A 24,284-nucleotide genomic window follows, 5' to 3' on the forward strand; every position below is an offset into this window, starting at 1 on the left:
AATATGGCCCAATCAGGATTAGACCTTTTCCCGTATACTCGCATGCGCAGAATGCGCCGCAGCGACTTTTCTCGCCGCTTAATGGCCGAAAACCAACTTAGCGTAAACGATTTAATTTACCCTGTATTTGTACTTGAAGGTAAAAATCGCCGCGAAGCAATTGAATCAATGCCTGGTATTGAACGTCTATCGATAGATTTACTATTGCTTGAGGCAAAAGAACTTGTTGAACTTGGCGTACCTGCCGTTGCTATTTTTCCGGTAACCCCTGCGGACAAAAAATCACTATTTGCCGAAGAAGCATATAATGACGATGGCTTAGTGCAACGTACTGTTCGCGCTTTAAAAGAAGCCTTTCCTGAGTTGGGTGTAATTACTGATGGTGCACTTGATCCATTCACGACGCACGGTCAAGACGGCATTATTGATGACACAGGCTATGTAATAAACGACGTAACCACCGAAATTTTAGTTAAACAAGCACTCTCGCATGCAGAAGCGGGCGCTGATGTAATTGCCCCTTCGGACATGATGGATGGCCGTATTGCTGCAATTCGTGAAGCACTTGAAGCTGATGGGTTTGTGCATACCCGTATTATGGCCTACTCAGCTAAATACGCATCTAGCTACTATGGCCCATTTAGAGATGCAATAGGTTCTGCTGGAAACTTAAAAGGTGCCGATAAAAAAACCTACCAAATGGACCCTGCAAACTCTGATGAAGCAATACGTGAGGTCGCATTAGACTTACAAGAAGGCGCTGATATGGTCATGGTTAAGCCTGGCATGCCTTATTTAGATATTGTACGTCGTGTTAAAGACGAGTTTGGTGTACCTACTTTCGCATATCAGGTAAGTGGCGAGTATGCAATGCACAAAGCAGCTATTGATAACGGTTGGTTAAGTGAGGAAGCTACTATAATGGAGTCTTTACTTGCATTTAAGCGTGCAGGCGCCGATGGAATATTGACCTATTTTGCTAAGCAAGCCGCACAATACCTAGCTAAAAAGTAAGGTTTTTATAAAAAGGCGGTTAAATCGCCTTTTGTTTACATTCATTTACATTTTTGTATTATTTTCGTCATATTTATTCTCTAAACTGGTGTCCCATTTTGGGATTAATACACGGGAATAATAAAAAAATGTTTAAAACAAAAATAACACCACTCGCACTTGTTATAGCAAGTCTCAGTGCACCAGCATCCGCTGATCTAATCATTTCAGAATATATAGAGGGAAGCAGTAATAATAAAGCAATTGAGCTTTATAATAATGCACCTACCTCAATAGTACTTGATGGATACACATTAGGACTGTATTCAAACGGTAGCGATACTGTAGGAAATTCTATTGCTTTAACAGGTGAATTAGCTGCAAATACAACATACGTAATTGCCAACTCCGGCGCAATTGAAGACATACTAAGTATTTCCGATACTACTAGCACTGTTACATTTTACAACGGTGACGATGCTCTTGTGTTAACAAAAGATGGTATTGTAGTCGATAGCTTTGGTCAAGTGGGTGTAGATCCAGGGTCATTTTGGTCTGATGCCTCAGCACAAACGCAAAACAAAACACTCCGTAGAAAAGACAGTATTACAACAGGCCGCACTGATTCAACATCAGCGTTTAGCCCTAGCGATGAATGGGTTCAATTTGATATAGATACATTCGATGGATTAGGTTCTCATTCTGGTTCTGAAGGCAGTGCTCCTGAACCAATTCCAGAACCAGAACCACTTGAACCACTTGTTTGTGGCGCAGAAAAAGTACTAATTAACGCTATACAAGGCGATAGCTCTGCAAGCCCGCTTGTTAATACTTTAGTAGAGTTTGAGGGTATTGTAACCGCAGACTTCCAAGATGATGATCAATTAAAAGGCTTTTTCGTTAGCTCACTTGCTGCTGACATAGATGCAAATCCTCTCACCTCTGAAGGTGTATTTGTTTATTTTGCAGATATTGACGTAAACGTAGGCGACCATGTACGTGTACAAGGTACTGTAGAAGAATATTTTGATGCAACACAAATCGGCAGTGTTAGCCAAGTTGCCGTATGTGGCACTGGTTTAGCTGCAGCAGCTACAAAAATCACTTTACCTTTAGCTGATACAACTGATTTAGAAGCTTTTGAAGGTATGTTAGTTACATTAGAACAACCATTAGTAGTAACTAATAACTTTGGCCTTGGTCGATATGGTGAAGTTGAATTAGCAACAGAACGCTTGTATCAAGGTACCCAAGTTGCATTACCTGGAGATGCAGCTAATGCAGTTGAAACTGAAAATCTACTTAAAAAGATTTTACTAGATGATGGCTCTACAGTACAAAACTTAGACCCTACAGCCTACCCAACTCCAGGCTTATCAGCAGAAAATACATTACGTACTGGCGATACAGTTAATACGGTTACGGGGGCACTTGCTTATAGCTTTAGCCTTTACAGAATCCACCCAACTGTAGCACCTTCGTTTATTGCAACAAATGCACGTGAAAATGCGCCTGAACTTAATGCTGAAGCAGATTTACGTGTAGCTAGCTTTAACGTACTTAATTACTTTAATGGTGATGGCCAAGGCGGAGGGTTCCCGACAGCCCGAGGTGCAGATTCAGAAGCTGAATTTACTCGCCAAGAAGCTAAAATTGTAAGTGCCATTAGCGCTATCCAGGCCGATGTTGTTGGTTTAATGGAAATTGAAAATGATGGTTTTGGCGAATTTAGTGCAATTGCAAGCTTAGTAGATGCATTAAATGACGCTGATAGTGCTAACAACTATGCATTTGTTGATTTTAACGTAGATCAAATTGGTACCGATGCAATTACTACCGCACTTATCTATCGTGCTAACAAAGTAGAAGAAATAGGTACTGCTGCTATTACGACTGAGGCTCCATTTGATTTTAGTAACCGTGCTCCAATTGCACAAAGCTTTAAATCATTAGAAACTGATGAAGTATTTACTGTTGCTGTGTCACACCTTAAATCTAAAAGCTGTGGTAGTGCTTCTGGAAACAATGCAGATTCAGGTGATGGACAAGGCTGTTGGAATGAAATACGCACAGAAGGTGCTAATGCATTCGCAAATTGGCTTGATAGCAAACCAACCGGTGTTGACGACGAAGATACTATTTTAGTCGGCGATATGAATGCTTACGCAATGGAAGATCCCATACGTGCATTTGCTGATAAAGGCTACAAAAATGTAGTTGCAGAAATTGATGGTGATACGCTTGGTTATTCTTACAGTTTTTCTGGTCGCGCAGGTAGTTTAGATCATGCAGTAGCTACCCAATCACTACTTAGCAAAATTGTCGCAGCAACAGATTGGCACATCAACGCAGATGAACCTATTTCTCTTGATTACAATGTAGAGTTTAAAAGCGAAGGTCAACAATCTAGTTTGTATTCTGAAAGTGCATACCGCGCATCAGATCACGACCCTGTAATTATTGATATTAAATCTGAAATCACTTTAACACCTGAAGAACAAACGCCAGTTATTAAAGCTGATCAAGTTTTTGCAGTCGATGAAAACAGCGCAATTGGAACAATTATCGGCACACTCGATTTTAGTGATCCAAATGCCGATGAATCACCAGTTGTTAAATTTATTACATCTGATAATGACAGCGTTTCTATTAACAATCAGGGGCAGCTAATTGTTGCTGGAGAGATTGATTACGAATTTGAAAATCGTATTACTTTAACAGTGCAAGCTCAGGATAGCGTGGGTAACTTATCTAACGTTGAAAAAGTAGCCGTGAAAGTAAATAACTTACGCTCAGATGATGATAATGATGCAGGTTCATTATTATGGTTATCACTTCTTTTAGCACCACTATCAATAGTGCGTCGATTTAAAAAGAAATAACTAAGTTAAATCTAAACATTTGAAAGCCGCTCTTGCGGCTTTTTTATTTTATACAAATGTAATTCAGACAAGCTTCATTAAACCCCCCGTAATATGTTCAGACGATCTGTGAATCTTCTAGTAATTAATCAGTAACAACTACATACATTTGAGTGAATTTTACACAACAAAACCTCAGTGAATTATGTATATAAATATTACCTATTGAAAAATATGAACTTTTATTAAGGTTTAAATTTTGCTCTAAGTTATTTAGAAGATACTTACAAAATAAAATCAATATTTACCCTAAACGTAAAAATAAGTCGTGTTTTTATAAAGGAATGAGAATGAAACAACTAACCCAAAATCTGCCTAAATGGCAAAAGAAGTCAGCACCACTACTGGGTCTACTTATTATTTTTTCGACTTGGGGCAATAGCAACCAAGCGATTGCTGCAACCGTTGATGTAGCAATCCCACAAAGTAGCTTATTTGACGTAATTAGCGCCCGCGCTAAAAAGTTAGCAAGCGAAGAATACGTGGCGCCTAAAAACATTGAGCTTGAAGCACTTAACAATATTGATTATCAAGATTACCGTTCAATTCGATTTAAAAAAGACAAAGCAGTATGGAAAGATGAAGGCCTGTACGAGCTGCAATTATTCCATCCTGGTTTTTTATATAAAACACCTGTGACAATAAATACCGTTGATAGCGACTCTAAACGCAGTCGCTTACCTTTCAGTACCGACTTTTACCAATACGATGGCACTGCTGCACCACTACAAGAAGAAATAGCTAAAAGTGTTGCGGATACTCAACTAGGCCATGCTGGATTTCGCTTACATTACCCGTTAAATACTAACGAGTATAAAGACGAAGTAATGGTATTTCAGGGAGCATCGTATTTTAGAGTCGTTGGCCCTCAGCAAGTTTATGGATTATCAGCTAGAGGCCTTGCCATTGATACAGCAGAAAATTCGGGTGAAGAATTTCCAATGTTCAAAGAATTCTGGTTAGTTAAACCAAAGGCCGACCAAACCCAAATCACCATTTTTGCATTATTAGATAGCCCATCTATATCGGGTGCATACAAGTTTAGTGTTGACCCTACAACTAATATGCTAGTTGATGTTGATATGCAGATATTTGCGCGTAAAGATATTAAAAAGCTAGGTGTAGCTCCACTAACGAGTATGTTTTACCACGGTGAAAACAGTACCAAATTTTTTGATGACTATCGCCCTGAAGTTCATGACTCAGATGGCCTATTAACTCAATCAGCTGATGATAAATGGGTATGGCGCCCTCTTAACAACCCTTCACAGCTAAGTGTAACTTCGTTTTCATATAATAATCCAAAAGGTTTTGGGTTAGCTCAACGAGACCGAGACTTTAATAACTACCTGGACACAGAAGCACATTACCACAACCGCCCTAGCCTATGGATCGAACCACAAGGTGAATGGGGAAGTGGCCGTGTAGAACTTGTAGAAATACCTACTGATACAGAAACTAACGACAATATCGTAAGTTACTGGGTACCAGAAAAGCCAATGAAAGCCGGTGATTCATTAAAGCTAAGCTACAAAATGACGACCTTTAATGCAGTTTTAACTCAGCACGAGAAAGCGAGAGTACTGCGCACAAGGATCGGTAGCGCCGCTTTACCAGGTGAAGACAATCCACCACCAAAAAGCCATCGCCAATTTACTGTTGATTTTACTGGGTCAGAAATAAATCAACTCTCTGAACAGTTAAAGCTAGATGCCGACATTCAACTTACAACAGGCGAAGTAACCGACGTGAATGTACAAAAACTGCCTGATTCACGAGGATGGCGTGTAGCCTTTAAAATTGCACCACAGGACGATCAACCCGTTGATATGCGTTTATCGTTAAAACTACGTGATAAAGAAATTAGCGAGGTATGGAGTTATGTTTGGTACCCAAATGACATCAAGTAATAAAGGTAAGGGCACTCCAATGCCATTCAAAACATTAAGAGTTTGGCTATTTGCTATTGCAGCGCTTGGCACATCTGGCTACGGCATATCTATTATGTTTGAGATTTTAAGCTCAAACGGTATGACATTACTTGAGTATGCTCTTTTAGTATTATTCTCAATCACTTTTGCCTGGATTGTAACGGCATTTTGTAGTGGAACAATCGGCTTTGTATTACAGCTATTACGAATTGACCCACTTACGCTAAAGCGTATTAAACCAATTGAGTTCAATAGTGAGGCAATTAACGCCCAAAAAACCGCCGTTGTAATGCCTATTTACAACGAAGACACCCACCGTGTTATCGCGGGCTTTGAAGTTAGTCTGCAATCGTTAAAAGAAACAGGTCAACTTGCAAACTTCGATTTTTATCTATTAAGCGACACGCAAGACCCAGAAATAGCTAAAAACGAGCTAAGTGCATGGCATGCATTGTGTGAACGTTTAGGTGATACGACTAAAAACGTTTTTTATCGTCGTCGCGAAGATAACAAACACCGTAAGGTAGGTAACCTAACCGACTTTTGTGAGCGCTGGGGCAGCCAGTACGACCATATGATTGTGCTTGATGCAGATAGCGTAATGACCGGAAAATGTATGTTAGAGCTTACTACAAGTATGCTCAACAACCCACAAGCAGGCCTGATCCAAACTATTCCGATCCCTGTTCGTCAAGATACCTTTTTTGGCCGTTTTTTACAGTTTGCGTCAGTGCTATATAGCCCAATGCTCGCTACTGGCTCTGCTTTTTGGCAAACTGATAAAGCCAACTACTGGGGTCATAATGCAATCATTAGAGTTGAAGCATTTATAACGTGCTGTGGCTTGCCAACACTAAAAGGTAATGCACCTTTTGGCGGCGAAATTTTAAGTCATGACTTTGTAGAAGCTTCACTACTTCACAGTGCTGGTTGGGATGTATTGTTGCTATCAGATATTGAAGGCAGCTATGAAGAAGTACCAAGTAACATTCTAGACTACGCTGTACGCGATAGACGCTGGGTGCAAGGTAATATTCAGCACTTAGGTTTATTGTCATCATCAAAATTAAAATTAATGAGTAAGCTGCACTTTTTACTTGGTGCGACAGCCTATATTTCATCACTAATTTGGCTCTCAATGCTAGCGCTAAGTACTATTGATGCAGTAACGCGCGCATTAAATAGTGATGTGTACTTTAACCGTGTTTATCAATTATTCCCTACATGGCAAATAGCTAAAACCGATCTGATTGATTCACTCTTGTATTTAACTATTGTTATTTTATTAATGCCTAAACTAATGGGCATAATAGTAACCTTAATACATAGAAGCAAACGCTTTGGTGGTTCAATTAAGCTCATACTAGGTTCAATCATTGAAACCGTATTTGCTATTATTGTTGCCCCATTAATGATGGTATTTCATGCTTACTTTGTACTTTGTGTGTTTTTAGGTAAAAAAGTGAAGTGGGATGCACAACCGCGCGAAGGTCGTATGGTTCCGTGGAAAGAGGCGTTTGGTTATACGTTATTCTCAACTATTGTGGCTATTGCATGGGGTTGTACGGCTTACTACTTCACGCCAGTATTCTTTTGGTGGTTATCACCTATATTGCTGGGCTTAGTATTAGGCGCTCCGATTATCCGTTATACCAGTAGCATTAAACTCGGTGTACAACTAAGAAAATTAGGTATATTTATTTGCCCTAGTGAAGTTGATAACGACTCAACTCTAGAAGCACTTAAAATACATCTAAAAGAAATTTCGGTACCAAAGGAAGGTGCTTATCCACAAACAATACCGGCACTACCACAAGAGCAGTTGGTAACAATGCCTATCCAGTCTTTTAAGAAGCCACGCAGGCTAAAGATGAAAGCGCTAAAAGCTAAGGCTATAAAAAAGTTTAATTAGCGCGTTATAAAATACAAAAACAAAAAAGGAGCGATTAATCGCTCCTTTTTGCTATCTAAATTAAAGATCAAGCATTGCATTTATCGCTAATATTTTCAATTTTGTTAGCTAACTTATTGCAGTACATTTTACAAATAGCTGATTGCGTTTCATCATCAAGTTGCCAGTTATAAAAATGGAACGTTTTACCATTATCTAACTCCACCTTAAAAATGGTGAAAAGAAAAAACGAACTAAATGATACGCAACTAATTTCCTCGCTATTGATATAACGCTTTGTGCATAAACGCGTATAACAAATGCCTGCTTTATAACAATGTAAAAAACGAAGATGAGGAATATTAAAAGTAGTAATAATCAGTAGAGCTGGCATTACAGTGAGAAAAACAATTTTTAGGTTCACAGAAAATATAATATGAATTAAAAATATTAAGCTGAATGCTAAAACGCATTTTGTAAATTGTAGCCACCAGTTTGGTGCTAATTTAATAGATTTCATGATCGTTACGTCTTATATAGAATTAATAGCAAACGTCTCTGCTGCGGAGACTTCCTTATCTGACTTTAGAGCTCTAGTCTAAAAGTGCTAGTATTCTACATTACGTATTTAGATGCATCAATAGAAGTTCTTAAAATTCATGCAGTTACATTTAACTTACAATTAACCTCTTATAAACCAACCAATTAAGTAATTGAGGCAAATAAATTGCTCTCTAGTACCTTTTTATTAATTAGTAACATAGGACTAATTAATAATAAAAAGTAGTTATAAACAACTAAAAAAATAAAACCAAATTATAGGCAATAAAAAACCCGCAACATGTGCGGGTTTTTTTAAGAGTTAAAGAGCTAATTACTTAGCAGCTTTTTTCTCTTTTTCTGCAGCGATTACTGTATCAGCAACGTTTTGCGGACATGCAGCGTAGTGTGAGAACTCCATAGAGAACTGACCACGACCAGATGTCATTGTACGTAGTGTACCGATGTAACCGAACATTTCTGATAACGGTACGTCAGCTTTAATACGGCTGCCTGTTAAACCAGCTTCTTGGTCTTTCATCATACCACGACGACGGTTAAGGTCACCGATTACGTCACCAACGTGATCTTCTGGAGTGAACACGTCAACATTCATGATTGGCTCAAGAAGTTGTGCGCCCGCTTTAGGGATCGATTGACGGAAAGCGCCTTTAGCAGCGATTTCGAACGCGATTGCAGATGAATCCACGGCATGGAAACCACCGTCGAAAAGTTCAATTTCAACGTCAAGTACAGGGAAGCCAGCTAGAACACCAGTACCCATCATTGACTTGAAGCCTTTCTCAACTGCAGGCCAGAATTCTTTAGGTACGTTACCACCAACAACTGATGATTTAAACGTGAAACCTGAAGCAACTTCGCCTGGCTTGATGCGGTAGTCGATTTTACCGAACTGACCAGAACCACCAGATTGTTTCTTATGCGTGTAGCTATCTTCAATTTCTTTAGTGATAGTTTCACGGTAAGCAACTTGTGGTTGACCAACAATAAGGTCTACGCCGTAAGTACGCTTAAGAATATCTACTTTGATATCTAAGTGAAGCTCACCCATACCTTTAAGGATAGTCTCGCCTGAATCTTCATCAGTCTCAACTTGGAAAGATGGATCTTCTGCAACCATTTTACCGATAGCAACACCCATTTTCTCATTACCGCCTTTATCTTTAGGCTGTACAGCAATCGAGATTACTGGAGTTGGGAATACCATTGGCTCAAGTGTTACTGGGTGCTTAGGATCACATAGAGTGTGACCAGTTTGCACGTTTTTCATACCTACGATAGCAATGATGTCACCAGCTTGCGCGCTAGTTAATTCGTTACGATCATCTGCTTGCATCTCAACCATACGGCCAACACGCTCAGTTTTACCAGTAAACGAGTTAAGGATAGTGTCACCCTTGTTTAGTTTACCTGAGTAAATACGTACGAATGTTAATGCACCAAAACGGTCATCCATTATTTTGAATGCTAACGCTTTGAAAGGTTCGTCAGTAGATACTACTGCGAACTCGCCATTTTCGTTACCTTCTTCATCCATAAGAGGTTGAGGATCAACTTCTGTAGGACATGGTAAGTAATCAACAACAGCGTCAAGAATAAGCTGCATACCTTTGTTCTTAAACGCAGAACCACAGTATGTTGGGAAGAAAGCAAGGTCACGAGTACCTTTACGGATACAACGTTTGATGTCTTCTAAAGAAGGTGCTTCACCTTCCATGTAAGCTTCAAGTAGTGCATCGTCTTGCTCAAGGGCAGTTTCAACAAGCATTTCATAATACTCGTCAGTTTTATCTACCATGTCTGCAGGAATGTCTGTGATTTCGTAGTTTTCAGGAAGACCAGTGTCATCCCAAACGTATGCTTTTTTAGTTAAAACATCTACAACACCAACAAACTCATCTTCAATACCAATTGGTAAAGTCATGATTAGTGGAGTTGCGCCAAGTACTTTACGTACTTGCTCAGTTACACGGTAAAAATCAGCACCCATACGGTCTAATTTATTTACGAAGATAATACGTGCAACTTCTGAATCATTAGCATAACGCCAGTTAGTTTCTGATTGTGGTTCAACACCACCAGAACCACAGAACACACCGATGCCGCCATCTAGTACTTTAAGTGAACGGTAAACTTCAACTGTGAAGTCAACGTGTCCAGGAGTATCGATAACGTTAAAACGGTGATCTTTCCAGAAACAGCTTACAGCCGCAGACTGAATAGTAATACCGCGCTCAGCTTCTTGTTCCATGAAGTCAGTAGTAGATTCACCATCATGAACCTCACCAGTTTTATGGATTTGACCAGTAAGCTTTAGGATACGCTCAGTAGTCGTGGTCTTACCCGCATCAACGTGCGCGAAAATACCAATGTTTCTGTACTTCGATAAATCTGCCATTAATTTTGCTCTTAATAAAGTCGATAAATTATTCCGCAGGAGTATAACATCACTTAAAGCGAACATCACCATACAAGCCGCTTAAAATGCAATCAATTCAACATATTTTTTTTATCGTCAGAATCTATTAAATATCAAACATAACAAAAAAAACGTAAGGCATTGAAATAAATGAAATTTAATATTTAAGCCTTAGGTACAAAAAGTTACTTCGCTATTTTATAGCAACGTTCAGGGCGGCCAATACTGCCATAACTTTGATCCGCTGTTAACTTACCTGATTCAAGCAAATACTCCAAGTAACGGCGTGCTGTAGAGCGACTAACACCAACCAAATCGCCCATTTGCTGAGCGGTAAATGCAGTGGTTGCGTGCTCTACAAAAGCATCATGTATTTTTTGCAGGGTAAGTTGATCGACCCCTTTTGGTAAACGAACAGACGTGTTGGTTTGCTGCTTTGAACCAAATAACGTATCAACCATTGACTGCGTTACTTCACTTGCATCAGAAAAACATTGCTGACGTGATTCAAAACGTGCGAGTGCTTGATCAAGTCGGTTTAACATTAATGGTTTTACTAAAAAGTCGCATGCGCCTAACTGCATTGCTTTTTCAAGGGTTTCGACCTCTTTTGCAGCAGTGAGCAGCATAACCTCACTTTTAATCGTTCGACGTCGTAAGTCGGTCAATAAATCAAGTCCGTTACCATCAGGTAAATGTATATCGAGTAAAATCAAATCGGGTTCAATTGCATGCAGTAAGGCTGTTGCCGTGCTTAAATTACCTGCAATGCCCACTACCTGATACTGTGCTTGCCTTAAACTTTGCTTTGGCGTTTGACTACCTGCGACACCATTTGGTAATAACAAGTACTGCGCTAATAGCTGTGCTACCTCTACTTCGTCTTCAATTATTACTACTGAATACGTCATGTTTAATGCTCTTATTATTTTGGAATGTAAACACTTAGTCTTGCACCAAGTAGGTCTGACTCACCAATTTCTAACGTGCCACCGCATGAGTCTAAATTTGTTTTTACTAAATATAAACCAATACCATGCTCTGCTCCTGATTTAGAGCTGTACTGAGGGGTAAAAATAACATCATGGTCAGAACCTAACCCAAAGCCTGTATCTTCTACATCAAATAAGAGAGTTTGGCTGGTTTCATCAACGGTTACCCGTACTTTTGCAGAGCGAGAGTTCGATGACCTAATAGCAGCCTCAATCGCATTATCTATAAGGTTACCTAAAATAGATACAACTCGCTCGAGCATATCTTTACGTGCAATAACACCAAGTAGGCTGTCGGGGTTAAGCTCAAGCGCAACATTTAATTCTCTTGCTTTATGATATTTACCCACCAACAAACCAGCAAGCACAGGGTCTTGTATGCGCTCTAACAAGTTATGAATTTGTGCCTGAGAGCCCTGGCTTTCTTGCCCTATTATTTCTATAGCTTGTTCGTTTTTGCCCATTTGCACTAACGCACCAATTAAGTTGAGCTTATTAGAATAGTCATGAGTTTGTACCCTTAAAAGCTCTGCAAAAGCCTGAACTTTAGTAAGTTGTTGGCTTAAATACTCAAGTTCATCAGAGGGGCGCATACTCAGTAAAATACCATCCGCCTGCCCTTGCACTTGCAAAGAAAATCTCGATAATATAAGGCGTTTATCGGCGGCAAATAATTCAAAACCCACTATTTTACGTCGCTGATTACGCAATAAAAATTCTGCATGTTCAGGTAATAAATCGTTTAAGCTGAGGTTCTGATTAATAATTGAAGTTGGTTTATCTAATATTTCGCAGGCGCGTTGATTGAGTTTTCGTACTTTTCCGTCCGGGTCGAGTGCAATAATACCGCTGCGTACCGTATTTAAAATTGCATCTTGTTCTGAAAACAAACGTGCAATTTCATCTGGCTGCAGGCCAAAAATAGCATTTCTGACACGCTGTCCAATATAAATAGCCGCCAGTATACTTAAACCTACAAGTATTAAGCCCCATATTAAAATTTCACTACTGCGAGAGAGAATAAGCGGATCGATTGATTGTACTAAAAAACCAACCGATACAACGCCTATTATTTCATTATTACCTGCGTACACCGGCACTTTGCCACGAATTGATTCACCTAAGCTACCATGGGCCACCGAAATATAGCGTTCACCTTTTAATGCAGCTTGGCTATCGCCTCCGACCATTTTTTTGCCAATTTTATCTTCATCTGGATGCACAATACGAAGCGCATTTTCATCGCCAACAACAATAAAATCAGCACCTACAAGCTGTCGTAAATCTTCAATTTGCATGTTAATAGCGGTTAAGTCATTAGGTATTTTCAGTGCATTAATTACATCAGCACGTGTGGCAATACTGCTTGCTACAGCTAATGCTTTATCACCAATATGGTTATGTAAGCTTTGCGCTGTAAGTTGATACACCAACGCGCCAAATAATAAAGCCTGCAATACACACAATCCTGTTACCCAAATAATTAATCGTGTTTCTAATCGCTTAGGTTTTATGGCCATGTTTTGCAATGGATTTAGCTTGTTGGTGTTTTTCATTTCATTCTCAATTATGCATTTACTTTGTCTGCACGGCGTTGCATTAAATAATCTTTTAACGGAAACAACAGCACTAAAATTGAAATTACAAATATGCTCAATGTTAGCGGACGATCCCATAAAAAGCTTAATGAGCCATCAGAAATCATCATTGAACGACGGAAGTTTCGCTCAATCATATCTCCTAATATAAAACCTAATAATAATGGTGCCATAGGAAATGACAGTAATCGCAATACTAGCGCAACCACCGCAAATCCTACCATCATAAATAAGTCGAAGGTATTGAAGGACACTAAGTAAACACCAATTAAGCTAAAGAACAATATCATCACGGTGAGTACCGACTTAGGCATTGCTAATACTTTTGCAAAGTAAGGAATAAGCGGCAAATTTAAAATAAGCAGTACAATATTACCAAAGTACATACTTACAATAACCGCCCAAAATACACTTGGGTTTTCTTGCATAAGCATTGGACCTGGTTGAATGCCGTAAGCAATCAAAGCACCTAGCATAATTGCCGTAGTACCTGAGCCCGGAATACCAAGCGTTAACAGTGGAACAAACGATCCTGTACACGCCGCATTATTTGCCGACTCTGGCGCAGCTAAACCACGTAATGAGCCTTTACCAAACTTTTCTTTCAAACCTTTTGGCGCTAAATTTCGCTCTGTTGCATAAGCCATAAAGCTTGCAATAGTTGCACCAGCACCCGGTAACACCCCCACTATAAAACCTAAAATAGACGAGCGACCAATCACTGGTGCTATCTCTTTAATCTCGGCTTTACTTAACTTGGTTGAACCTATTTGCGGTGTGTCTGAGTCATTAATGTTTTTAGCATCTTTTTTCTCTGGTTTTACAACATTTACAAGCGCCTCGGCTAATGCAAACGTTGCCATAGCAACCAGTAAAAAGCTTATTCCGTCGAGTAAATCAGGTTGCCCAAAGGTAAATCGGTCAGTCCCTGATGATGGATCAATACCAACCGTTGCTAGCATCAAGCCAAACACAGTCATCATCATTGCTTTTAAAAATTGCCCTTTATTTGAAAATGCTGCAATAGCTGTTAAGCCTAAAAACATCAACACAACATAATCAGGGGATTGAAAACTCAATGACACTTTTGCTAATAAAGGTGCAGCTACCATTAATAATATGGCGCCAATCGTTCCGCCTATAAAGGAGGAATAAGCAGCAATTGCCAATGCTTTACCTGCGTGCCCTTGTTTAGCAAGCGGGTAGCCATCAAAGGAGGAAGCTACCGTACCCGCCACGCCAGGCGCATTAATTAAAATAGATGACGTAGAGCCACCAAAAATAGCGCCGTAATAAACACCCGCCATTAAAATCATGCCCGAATCGGCGCCAATGCTGTAAGTAATTGGGATCATCAAGGCAATTGCGGTAATTGGCCCCAATCCTGGTAACATACCTATAAAAGTACCTACCAAGCAGCCAGCTATAACGTACATTAAATTATTAAAGTCGAGCACGGTCGACAAACCAAGCATAATTCCATCAAACATAACTTAACTCCACAAATCGCCCGGAACCAAGTAAATACCTAATACTTGAGTCATCAAAAACCAAAAAACCACCGCAACCGGTATCGATGCAAATAGCAAAATTCCCTTACGTCTTTCGCCCATCACAAAAAAGCCCGCAAGCAAAAACGCACTAGTAGAAATTAAAAAACCAATTGGCTCCAGTGCCGCGCTATAAATTACCATTAATATTAATAAACCAAAGGTGCGCAGTACGTGTGACTTTTCAAGAACATCATCAGTATTAGTTTTCTCTCTTGGTTTAAGCAATGTTGAACCAATAGAAAGTAAGCACACCACAATACCAAACCCGGCATATACTTTAGGAAGTGTCGCTGAGGTAACCGTTTCGTATTCTTCAAACGGTAGTAGCGGAATTTGCCATGCAACCACAGCGTATAAAGTAAATAGCGCCAAGAATAAACTTGGCCCTATTAATTCTCGATTCGTCATTTTAAAACCTCGATTACGGCAATGTGCGGATAAAGCCAAGCTCTTCCATTACAGCTCTAAGCTGCACTTCTTGTGCTTCTAGTGACTTAATAAACTCATCTTTTTCTTGAAAAAGATTTAGCCAACCGTTACGAGCTCGTACAGCTTCCCACTCAGGTGTACTTTGCAACTCACGTAGTTTTTTTGTGTACTGTGCTAACTTTTCAGCGGGTAAATTAGGCGCAGCAAAAAGACCACGCCAATTAACAAATTCCATATCGTAACCTAGTGACTTAAGTGTGGGTATTTTTGGGTAATCAGGTAAGGGCTCACCCGATGTAACCGCTAAAATACGTGCTTGACCACCGTTAGCTACTTCAAGCGCTTCACTTAAGCCAGTAGAAAGTAAATTCACTTCGCCTGAAAGCAACCCAGCCTTAGCTTTACCGCCTGCATCGTAAGGAATATAACGTAGGCGTCGACCATCTATACCCGCAGCTTTAACTGCTTGAGCCGCCACTAAGTGATCCATACTGCCGCGAGCAGAACCGCCCGCTACTTTTACCGAACTTGGATCTTCTTTTATTGATTTAATAACATCCTCCCAAGTTTTAAATGGAGAATCGTTACGCACTACAAACGCGCCATAATCTGCAATCATACTGGCTACAGGTGTTAAATCGCGATAGCTATAAGGAATTCGGCCACTTAACGCGCGCAATACGATAGGCGTTGAGTTAACCATTAAAATATCGCCCTTTTTAGTGCCCGACTCAATTAAATACGCAATAGCACGACCGCCTCCACCACCAGACATATTTTGAAAAGATGCATTATTTTCAATGCCCGACTTAACTAACCCTTCGCCTATACCACGGGCTGTTGTATCCCAACCACCACCAGGTCCGCCAGGGATTAAAAAGTGAGTGTCGGCCATTGCCATTGGGCTACTAAGTACTAACGATGCTGCAAATATGGTCGTTTGTAATGATTTAAATAATTTCATTGTGTGTCCCTTTAAAATAAATACTGCATACGTGCACTAAAGCCCATACCAGAGTCTTCGTCGCCAACCAGCGCAGTAGTACCGGCACCTTCTACATCGCTGTAAATTAGATTACCCATAAACTTAATATCACTACTTACGTAATAAGATGTACCTAATGTATAAGTTGTCGCTTTTGTGCCTTGTAAGCTACTTGTAGCATCTACTTCTGAAACACGTGCCACCAACTCCCATGCATCTTTAATATTTTTAGGTTGTACAAATAATGCAGAGCTCGCTTTGTATTGGCGCTGTTCTCCACCTAAAAAGTAACTTGCCGATACATGAAAACCATCAAAGCGCTCGCCATCTAAAAAATCAGCACTATTAGCGGCATCAAGTGAGCGGCTTGCATATTCAGCCTCAAGTGTTAAAGAATCCGCCTGATAAGCAAACTCAAGACCGGTTTGCGATAAACTATCAAGTGGGCTTGTTACACCACCAGCAGCATAATCAACAAGGCGAGTATTAGTCTCGCGCACTTCACCACGCGCAAAACGTGCGCCTAATTCATTGCCACCCATATCGCGATATGAATGCCACACGCCTAAATGAATTACATCGCCAGGTGATGTACTCGACCATGTAGCACGCCCAGTAATAGCAAGAGTAAGCTTATCGTTTTCATCGCTACCTGTTGCACCAAATGCATCATTTTTATAAACGCCTATCGCGTAACGAAAGCCAGAGTCTTTAAAATATTGATAGGCAGAAGCGCCCCAACGAAAAAATGGGGAGAAAGTATTGGCAAGCGAACTACGCTCAATTGTATTAATGTGCTTTGAACTGGTTAATGCATTTAGCGATATATCTTCGCGAATTTTACCTGCTTTAACTTTAAGTCCGTTATCAAACGCATAACGAACACGCGCCATCACTATTTCAGCAGTGCCTTCGGCAAACTCGAGTAACAACTTGTGATCCCAATTTCCGTGCTCACTTTCAACGTAAGTACGAATACGACGAGGGAAAAAATTGCTCCCGCCAGAGCCCTCGTTATCAGCATTGTAAGCACCATCAAAATAGTTGTAGTCGAGCTGAACCCGTCCACCAAACTCTAAATTAAAACCACTGGTTGTTTTTAATGCACTTACTTCTTTTTGTAACGCATCTAATTGCTCTTGTAGTTTTTGCGTATCGTTATCGGCTAAAACGGATGTACTTGCTAATGCTGCAGCAACTGCCAAAGCGAGTTGTGTGTTACTTGCTTTCATTATTTTCTCCACGCTTGTGTATGTATTTATTGTCAGGTAGATAAGCGACGACAAACTGCTATCTAACTCGCAGCTTATTGTTAACGTGAAATTAACTAAATATTTAGAAGGTAAGGTGCATTGATGATCGTTATATGCTTTTTGCTCATAAAGTTCATGAACAAAAAGAGCAAAAACAGTTACTGTTATATTTTGATTTATAAACACTTTTAAAGGTTTGAATGATTACCGTACGAATAAATAGATAGGATTTTTGCAGCTCTAATAAAGCCCACAATAAAGTAGGCTTAGCTAATTATGATTTAGCAATACAACTAGAAAATCATTTTAGGAACATTTGAGGGGGGTTAAGCGTTTCGCACTTACCATAGCAGTTTATTTATATACTATTAATTAACTGCTCAACAATGAATTTGTTAACATCACATTGTCAAAAAAGCCTGAATTTGGTACATTATTCCTTCAATAGTATTTATAAAAACAACTATAAGACCCTACAATGAAATGGAACTTCCTTCGACTCAGCTCTTGGCTAATTGCACTTACCTTATTAATTTTCTCTCATAATATTTTTGCGCAGCAATATAAAATAGATAAACCAGCTAATTGGGTTAATACACATATTATTGAGCAACCCAAGCATTCCGACATAACCAAGGTACGTGACGGCACACTTTATTTGTTACTCGATAATCAATCCTATATACCGAGCAGACAAAAACAGCAACGCTATACGCGTTTGGTTATGAAAGCTTTAAATCAAAGTGGTGTTGATTATATAAGCCAGCTTAATCTTGATTTTGATCCAAGTTACGAGTCGCTAACACTAAATAGCTTAACGATTATTAGAAATAATGAGCGTATTGATAAGCTTGGCAGCGCGAGAATGACGGTTATACAAGGTGAATCTGAGTTAGCTGATCGTATTTATAATGGTAGCTTATCACTCAACATTATTATTGATGATATGCGCAGTGGCGACATACTTGATTACAGCTACACAGTGGCAGGTAGCAACCCTATATATGCTAATAAATTTAGTACAAGACGCACGCTAAACTGGTCGGTACCCGTAGTGCAACAAAATATGCGTGTACTTTGGGGTAAACAAACGCCTTTACATATTAATACAATAAACGGCACAGCAGATATTCAAGAAACGCTTAACAAATATGGCAAAGATTATTCTATAACTCTTTTTGAAGAACCCTTACTCGAGCAAAATTCTCAAACCCCAACGTGGTACGACCCATATACACAAGTTTACTTTTCTGAGTTTGACGATTGGGGTCAGGTAGTTAACTGGGCATATCCACTTTATCAGTCAGCCATAGAAACCCCAAACAGCATTTTGGATGTAGCTGAAGAAATAAAAGCAAAACACACAAAAACATCAGACAAAATTGCAGCAGCACTGCGCTTTAGCCAAGACGAAGTTCGATATTTAGGGCTTGAAATGGGAACTAACTCGCATCAACCAACGTCAGCTTCAGAAACGCTTTCGCTACGATATGGCGATTGCAAAGATAAAACAGTACTGCTTATCTCGTTATTAAAAGCGATGGATATAGAGGCCTTCCCTGCGCTAGTTGATACAGAGGAAACCAAACGTTTAAAAGAACTTCCACCTTCTGCAAGTGTATTTAATCACGTAATTGTTACGCTTAAACAAAACGGAAAACGCTACTGGCTCGATCCTACGGTTAGCTACCAACGAGGTACTCTCGAATATTTAGCACAGCCTGATTATGGCTATGCCCTAATTATTGATAAAGGTGAAACCACTTTAACTTCAATGGCGCAAAAACCTGTACATACAAATGTATCTGTAGAAGATAACTTTTTTATTGCTGAAAAAGTATCTGAGCCATCACGTTTTGAAACCCAGTACACTTATGCTGAATTTGAAGCTATTAACCGAAGAAGCAGTATAGCCAGCAGTGGTCTAAATAGCGTTGCTAAATCTTATTTCGAGTATTACCAAGGCTTTTTAAATGGTCTATCAATCAATGAAGCAATGACTATTAGTGAACAAGAACAAACGGGTAAACTAATAACCAAAGAATCGTATTTAATTAGTGAATTTTGGGAAAAAACAGACGAAGGCTACGAAGCTAGTTTTTACGCGAATGAAATACAAAATAGCGTTTACGAACCAAAGCAGGTAAATCGCACCGACCCACTCTACTTTGGCTACCCCAATATAATTAACACCACAATAAAACTACATTTTGCAGAAAAAGGTTGGGGATTTGATAGCGATCAACAAGAAATTGATAACGACTACTTCAATCTAAAAACAACTACTGAATTTAATGATAACGTTTTAACACTGAGTTATGACTATTACGCAAAACAAGATCATATTAAAGCCGCTCAAATAGATGATTATTTAGCACAGCGTAAAAAGTTAATATCAGCAACCCATTACCCTATTCTAAAATACGCGGAAACGACCGAAACACCTCAAACAACAGCTGATGTGCTAGATAGCTTTGGTTATAGCTGGCTTAAATATGTGTTGGCTGGCTATATTTTAGTACTCATATTCTTTTTTGCCGATTGGCGATTAGAGTCAGCAAAAAAAGTGAAATTTGAAGATAGTCCATTTTATGCAGTATCTGTAAGTAAGTTTATTATTTACAGTATTTTAAGTTTAGGCATATTTGTTAACTACTGGAGTTATCGTAACTTTAAAGCCATTAAAGAGCGCGATAACTCAAGTATTATGCCTATTGCTCGAGGTATATTTGCATTTTTATGGTATTACCCTTTGTATCTCGCACTTGCAGAGCACAGCCAACAACAGTTAAACAAAAATAGAGTAATGCCTAACTGGACTGCATTAACACTCTGGCTAATGGTACTCGCCAGCGTCTTTGCTTATCGTATGGACGAATACGCAACCATAGTGATTTGTATAATGCCATTTTTATGGTTGCCTCTAGTTAGTTACATTGAACAAACCGATACAAGTAAAGAAGCCCTACATTACAACTCGTACTGGCGAATTAGACAGTATTTAATCTCGCTTGCGTTTGCACCTCTATTATTTTTAGGCGTACTTCAAGAAGTAAATATTTTACCCAATGCCGCAATTATAAAAGGCGATAGTTTATGGTCTTACCAAGTACACTTTTTAAAACGTAATCGCCTAACACCTGAAAACGAAGAAATACTTTATTTTTATAGCGATGCAGTATTTGATTACCGAGAAGACGGTAACGGAATAACCGAGAACTATATTTTTAGTTACTACAAAAACGATGACGGCAGGCTTGAATCGGATCTTAGTCACTTTAAAGACATAGAAAAAATAGAAACCACCTACGGTAAAACCAAACTTGATAACACAAGCATTAAAGTAATAAAAACTGACGGTAGTGATTTCTTGCTCATTGTAGGGCGTCTAAACAAGCAGGATAAAGTACTAGTGGAGCAGATTAATTTACGTATAACAGCAAATAAAGTGCGTTAGTGGCTTAAAATATCCAATTAAGTACGAATATTTTTAGCCACTAATTAAAGGCTGTTGATCTTTGGGGGTTAAGATTTTATAAGAGACTATTTTATTTGATATCAAAGCAGTCGCTGTCTTGGAAGGCGATAAAATCATTCCTAGCTTGAATTTATTTTAACTTCGAAAGATTAATACTTTTATAATAAAAATCCATATCAAATTATTCAATAAGCATTAAACATCTATTCTTAATTGTTTAACCAAGATAAACATTTTTATGAAATGGCAGTGCTAACTAGCCGATTTATATATGAATAAAAAACAAGCGCCACAATAATAAGAATTATTTGCATTTAGGTGTTGACAGATAGTTAGATCTAACTGATAATCAATATCAACAAGACGGATTGCATACCACTTGTTAAGGAATGAATTGATTTGTTTCTCGACCCTGAAACAACGTGTGGCGCACGTAAACAGCTATGGTTACTTGTTATGAACCGCAACGCCCCTTGATGTTGATGATGAGTAACCGCCCTACTATTTTACTTGCTACATTGCTCATATCGGTGACGGTAGATATGAAACTAAAAAAGCCCTTACGGGCTTTTTTTATGTCTGTAATTTAGTAAAACTAAATCTCTTTAATTAAATAACCTGAACTCTGGTTAAATATTAACGACGGTTTTTACGAGCTCGCGCTCGGCGTTGGAGCTTTTCTTCTTCTTTAGCTGCTTTTTTAGCTTCTGCAGCGGCGCGTAAACCAGCAACCATTACTTCTTCTTCCTCACGCATTTGCGGAGTTTCCATAGTAATACGGCCAATAATACCGTCGCGTAATTCGTTGATTAGTATTTCAGACATTTTATATGTGTCTATTTGATTACCACCACGAATACAGCCGCGTTTTTTACCTGCCATTTCAACAAACTCCCAGTCACTTTCAGGCAGTTCGGTAATTTTATAACGCGCTTTTAAAAGCTCAGGGTATGCACGCAATAAGTACTCAGCGGTGTAACTTGCTACTTCTTCATACTCAAGCGCCGTATCACGAATTGCACCGGTAGCGCCTAAGCGATAACCTGAGTTTTCATTCTCTACTTTTGGCCACAACATACCTGGCGTATCGTAAAGCATAATACCGTCTTCAAGCTTAATGCGTTGTTGTGCTTTGGTTACCGCAGGTTCATTACCTGTTTTTGCAACTATGCGTCCAGCCAGTACATTAATTAACGTAGATTTACCCACGTTAGGAATACCCATTATCATGGCTTTAATTTGCTTATCTGCACCCACTTTATGCGGCACTAACTTTTTACAAAGCTCATTTATACGACTTACTTCAGCGGCTTTATCATGTCCAAAAGAAATCGCTTTAACACCGTTTTCTTGCTCAAAATAATCTTTCCAGATTTGAGTCATTTTAGGATCAGCTAAATCAGCTTTGTTCAAAATTTTGATGACCGGCTTACCTTCACGCAAAGTTGCCACCATCGGGTTTTCACTACTGTAGGGAATGCGCGCATCAAGCACTTCAATGATCACATCCATTTGTGGCATTATTTCTTTAATTTCATTGCGGGCTTTATTCATGTGCCCAGGGAACCACTGTATTCCTGCTCTACTCATTTGATTTATATGACCTTTAATTAAAGGCCGCAGCCTATGGGTACTAATGTGGGTACTAAAAGTAAAACTATGCTTTTGTACTTTTCGTAATAATAAGTAAGTTTACTACAGAAGAGAGGTATAGTGCTTCTAAAAATAAAAAGAGTAATGAAACCAACGTAATCTATGTACTATAAATTATGTAATTACTTTTAATCATAAGAGAAGGAACTTAATATGACGCTCATAGCCTCTATAAAAGATCACCCTAGCTACAAAAAATATTCCGTAAATTGGACTGATGATGTATCTCCTGCTTTTTTTAAGTTGTTAGAACTTTATAATCAAAAAAGTTTAGATATATATTTTCGCGACCCCGTCAATAAATGGGAAATATGTGTAGGCAGAAGAGAACGTGATGCTGGTCGCGCTATTGGAAGTTATATTGTTTTTAGATTCACCAATACTGGTATTGAGTATAAGTTTAAGTTCAATGTAAACTCTTTGGTCTTGGCGCCTGATAAGGGTAAACTTACAGAGCAAACACTTTCAGGACGTAATGAGCTAGAGCATTTAAATAATTTCATAGCTAAATTTAATATCACTCGCACACCGAATATCCCTACTGATTACGCCAATACAGAAGCACTACACCTTGACAGTTTTTTCAGTGCAATGATTTCTTCATATAAACTTGAGCGTCATGATTGGTACATAGGCTATCAAAAAATTGTTAGCGCTGTATCAAATGCTAAAAATGAAACTGATATAAGCGATCAGCTATTATGGGATCTTTGGTATAGCCGAGACAACGACATCTCAAGCTTAAAGCAGGGATCATTATCTAAAGAGGAATTTGAATTATCTAAAAGTACTTTAAAAAGTATTACTAAAAAAATAGTTAATAGCCAATCTTTAGTCACTTACCAAGAATGTAAGGAGGAGTTACAAAAGCTGAAAGACGATGGCAAAGTAAAATACTTACATATAGCACTACTCAATCGTGTTTTTGCAGCCGCTGCTCCCCAACATTTTTCCACAACCGTTACCAAAGATGCATTTGAGTACATATGCTCATATTTCACCCAAAAATGGGGGTTTAAATATAAATATTCTAACTGGTTCGACGCTAATATTCGGTTAAAAGAATTTATACGCAATAACTTAGAGCATGAATATGATGAGTTACTTATTAATATAATACTTTGGGTAATTTACGAAGAAAAACACTTAAACGATCTAGCATTAGAAGAAGACGATTTAACCCTAAAAACAGCTATAAGAAAGCAAGTTGAATCTATAGAGGTTCAATATCGAGAAGCTGAATTAGAGGGGCAGTTTATTCAGTGGTTGCATAACTCAGAATATCGTCACAATACGATTGCAAAGCAAAGCGAAGACTTAGGGCGTGCCCACATTCGTGATGTAGTTCTAAAGAACACAGAAACGAACGCAAACATTGTTGCTGAGCTAAAATTTAAATCAAATGCTAAAGAGGATATTGAAGCCGCTATTGGTCAATTACTTCGATATGCTTTATATCCAGGCACTGAAGCTTGTAGTGAAATATGGATTATTGGTGGGAATGTCCCACTCACAGAAGATTTAACATGGTTCAGCGAAATCAAAAAGAATATAAACTTAGAATTAAAGTATTTCTACAAAGAGCCACAAAACAATCAGTTTTTTGAAGGGTAACCTAAGTAAGTTA

14 protein-coding genes are annotated in these 24,284 nt (G+C 38.9%); 6 read left to right on the plus strand and 8 right to left on the minus strand.

Annotated features, from left to right (window positions below; translation table 11 throughout):
- Positions 1 to 3 precede the first annotated feature (3 nt).
- The 4 genes from hemB to mdoH all read left to right on the plus strand — a co-directional run bounded on the left by hemB (position 4) and on the right by mdoH (position 7,757).
- Positions 4 to 1,014 carry a porphobilinogen synthase gene (gene hemB / locus I6E85_RS16690; RefSeq protein ID WP_007579839.1) on the plus strand — a complete coding sequence of 337 codons (1,011 nt, stop codon included), beginning with the start codon at positions 4 to 6 and terminating at the stop codon, positions 1,012 to 1,014.
- Between the two features lie 128 nt (positions 1,015 to 1,142).
- Entirely contained in the window at positions 1,143 to 3,875 is a 2,733-nt protein-coding gene (locus I6E85_RS16695) for an ExeM/NucH family extracellular endonuclease (protein ID WP_024589476.1), read from the plus strand.
- Positions 3,876 to 4,204: 329 nt separating this feature from the next.
- A complete protein-coding gene (locus I6E85_RS16700; RefSeq protein ID WP_024589477.1) occupies positions 4,205 to 5,824 on the plus strand; it encodes a glucan biosynthesis protein G in 1,620 nt (539 codons plus the stop codon).
- The gene (gene mdoH / locus I6E85_RS16705) at positions 5,796 to 7,757 is read left to right on the plus strand and encodes a glucans biosynthesis glucosyltransferase MdoH (RefSeq protein ID WP_024609386.1); all 1,962 of its coding nucleotides are present in this window, start codon (positions 5,796 to 5,798) and stop codon (positions 7,755 to 7,757) included. Before I6E85_RS16700 ends, mdoH begins: the two co-directional genes overlap by 29 nt.
- A gap of 853 nt (positions 7,758 to 8,610) precedes the next feature.
- Here mdoH and fusA read toward each other — a convergent pair.
- The 7 genes from fusA to I6E85_RS16740 all read right to left on the minus strand — a co-directional run bounded on the left by fusA (position 8,611) and on the right by I6E85_RS16740 (position 17,505).
- Positions 8,611 to 10,695 carry an elongation factor G gene (gene fusA / locus I6E85_RS16710; protein WP_010554859.1) on the minus strand — a complete coding sequence of 695 codons (2,085 nt, stop codon included), beginning with the start codon at positions 10,693 to 10,695 and terminating at the stop codon, positions 8,611 to 8,613.
- A 206-nt stretch (positions 10,696 to 10,901) separates the two neighbouring features.
- The gene (locus I6E85_RS16715; RefSeq protein ID WP_024589479.1) at positions 10,902 to 11,627 is read right to left on the minus strand and encodes a response regulator; all 726 of its coding nucleotides are present in this window, start codon (positions 11,625 to 11,627) and stop codon (positions 10,902 to 10,904) included.
- Between the two features lie 14 nt (positions 11,628 to 11,641).
- A complete protein-coding gene (locus tag I6E85_RS16720; RefSeq protein WP_024589480.1) occupies positions 11,642 to 13,264 on the minus strand; it encodes a sensor histidine kinase in 1,623 nt (540 codons plus the stop codon).
- Between the two features lie 11 nt (positions 13,265 to 13,275).
- Positions 13,276 to 14,796 (minus strand): tripartite tricarboxylate transporter permease, encoded by a 1,521-nt coding sequence (locus tag I6E85_RS16725; RefSeq protein ID WP_008136529.1) that lies wholly within the window; start codon positions 14,794 to 14,796, stop codon positions 13,276 to 13,278.
- 3 nt (positions 14,797 to 14,799) lie between these two features.
- Entirely contained in the window at positions 14,800 to 15,267 is a 468-nt protein-coding gene (locus tag I6E85_RS16730; protein WP_008136528.1) for a tripartite tricarboxylate transporter TctB family protein, read from the minus strand.
- Positions 15,268 to 15,280: 13 nt separating this feature from the next.
- The gene (locus I6E85_RS16735; RefSeq protein WP_024589481.1) at positions 15,281 to 16,252 is read right to left on the minus strand and encodes a tripartite tricarboxylate transporter substrate binding protein; all 972 of its coding nucleotides are present in this window, start codon (positions 16,250 to 16,252) and stop codon (positions 15,281 to 15,283) included.
- An 11-nt stretch (positions 16,253 to 16,263) separates the two neighbouring features.
- Positions 16,264 to 17,505: an OprO/OprP family phosphate-selective porin gene (locus tag I6E85_RS16740; protein WP_101163938.1), complete on the minus strand. Its 1,242-nt coding sequence runs from the start codon at positions 17,503 to 17,505 to the stop codon at positions 16,264 to 16,266.
- A gap of 499 nt (positions 17,506 to 18,004) precedes the next feature.
- Between I6E85_RS16740 and I6E85_RS16745 the strand changes: the two genes are divergently transcribed.
- Complete coding sequence (locus I6E85_RS16745; RefSeq protein ID WP_197237160.1) at positions 18,005 to 20,983, plus strand: DUF3857 domain-containing transglutaminase family protein; 2,979 nt, start codon at positions 18,005 to 18,007, stop codon at positions 20,981 to 20,983.
- 657 nt (positions 20,984 to 21,640) lie between these two features.
- On the opposite strand, the gene ylqF is transcribed toward I6E85_RS16745, so the two are convergent.
- Entirely contained in the window at positions 21,641 to 22,594 is a 954-nt protein-coding gene (gene ylqF, locus I6E85_RS16750; RefSeq protein WP_197237161.1) for a ribosome biogenesis GTPase YlqF, read from the minus strand.
- A gap of 216 nt (positions 22,595 to 22,810) precedes the next feature.
- Here ylqF and I6E85_RS16755 point away from each other — a divergent pair, with 216 nt between their 5' ends.
- Entirely contained in the window at positions 22,811 to 24,271 is a 1,461-nt protein-coding gene (locus I6E85_RS16755) for an ATPase (protein WP_197237162.1), read from the plus strand.
- Positions 24,272 to 24,284 lie beyond the last annotated feature (13 nt).

It is taken from the genome of Pseudoalteromonas sp. NZS71 (assembly GCF_015864715.1).
Lineage (GTDB): Bacteria > Pseudomonadota > Gammaproteobacteria > Enterobacterales > Alteromonadaceae > Pseudoalteromonas > Pseudoalteromonas arctica.

Bases quoted from the DNA above. Each gene is read 5' to 3' on its own strand.
- hemB (WP_007579839.1), top strand. From the start codon at position 4: ATGGCCCAATCAGGATTAGACCTTTTCCCGTATACTCGCATGCGCAGA.
- I6E85_RS16695 (WP_024589476.1), top strand. From the start codon at position 1,143: ATGTTTAAAACAAAAATAACACCACTCGCACTTGTTATAGCAAGTCTC.
- I6E85_RS16700 (WP_024589477.1), top strand. From the start codon at position 4,205: ATGAAACAACTAACCCAAAATCTGCCTAAATGGCAAAAGAAGTCAGCA.
- mdoH (WP_024609386.1), top strand. From the start codon at position 5,796: ATGTTTGGTACCCAAATGACATCAAGTAATAAAGGTAAGGGCACTCCA.
- fusA (WP_010554859.1), bottom strand. From the start codon at position 10,695: ATGGCAGATTTATCGAAGTACAGAAACATTGGTATTTTCGCGCACGTT.
- I6E85_RS16715 (WP_024589479.1), bottom strand. From the start codon at position 11,627: ATGACGTATTCAGTAGTAATAATTGAAGACGAAGTAGAGGTAGCACAG.
- I6E85_RS16720 (WP_024589480.1), bottom strand. From the start codon at position 13,264: ATGAAAAACACCAACAAGCTAAATCCATTGCAAAACATGGCCATAAAA.
- I6E85_RS16725 (WP_008136529.1), bottom strand. From the start codon at position 14,796: ATGTTTGATGGAATTATGCTTGGTTTGTCGACCGTGCTCGACTTTAAT.
- I6E85_RS16730 (WP_008136528.1), bottom strand. From the start codon at position 15,267: ATGACGAATCGAGAATTAATAGGGCCAAGTTTATTCTTGGCGCTATTT.
- I6E85_RS16735 (WP_024589481.1), bottom strand. From the start codon at position 16,252: ATGAAATTATTTAAATCATTACAAACGACCATATTTGCAGCATCGTTA.
- I6E85_RS16740 (WP_101163938.1), bottom strand. From the start codon at position 17,505: ATGAAAGCAAGTAACACACAACTCGCTTTGGCAGTTGCTGCAGCATTA.
- I6E85_RS16745 (WP_197237160.1), top strand. From the start codon at position 18,005: ATGAAATGGAACTTCCTTCGACTCAGCTCTTGGCTAATTGCACTTACC.
- ylqF (WP_197237161.1), bottom strand. From the start codon at position 22,594: ATGAGTAGAGCAGGAATACAGTGGTTCCCTGGGCACATGAATAAAGCC.
- I6E85_RS16755 (WP_197237162.1), top strand. From the start codon at position 22,811: ATGACGCTCATAGCCTCTATAAAAGATCACCCTAGCTACAAAAAATAT.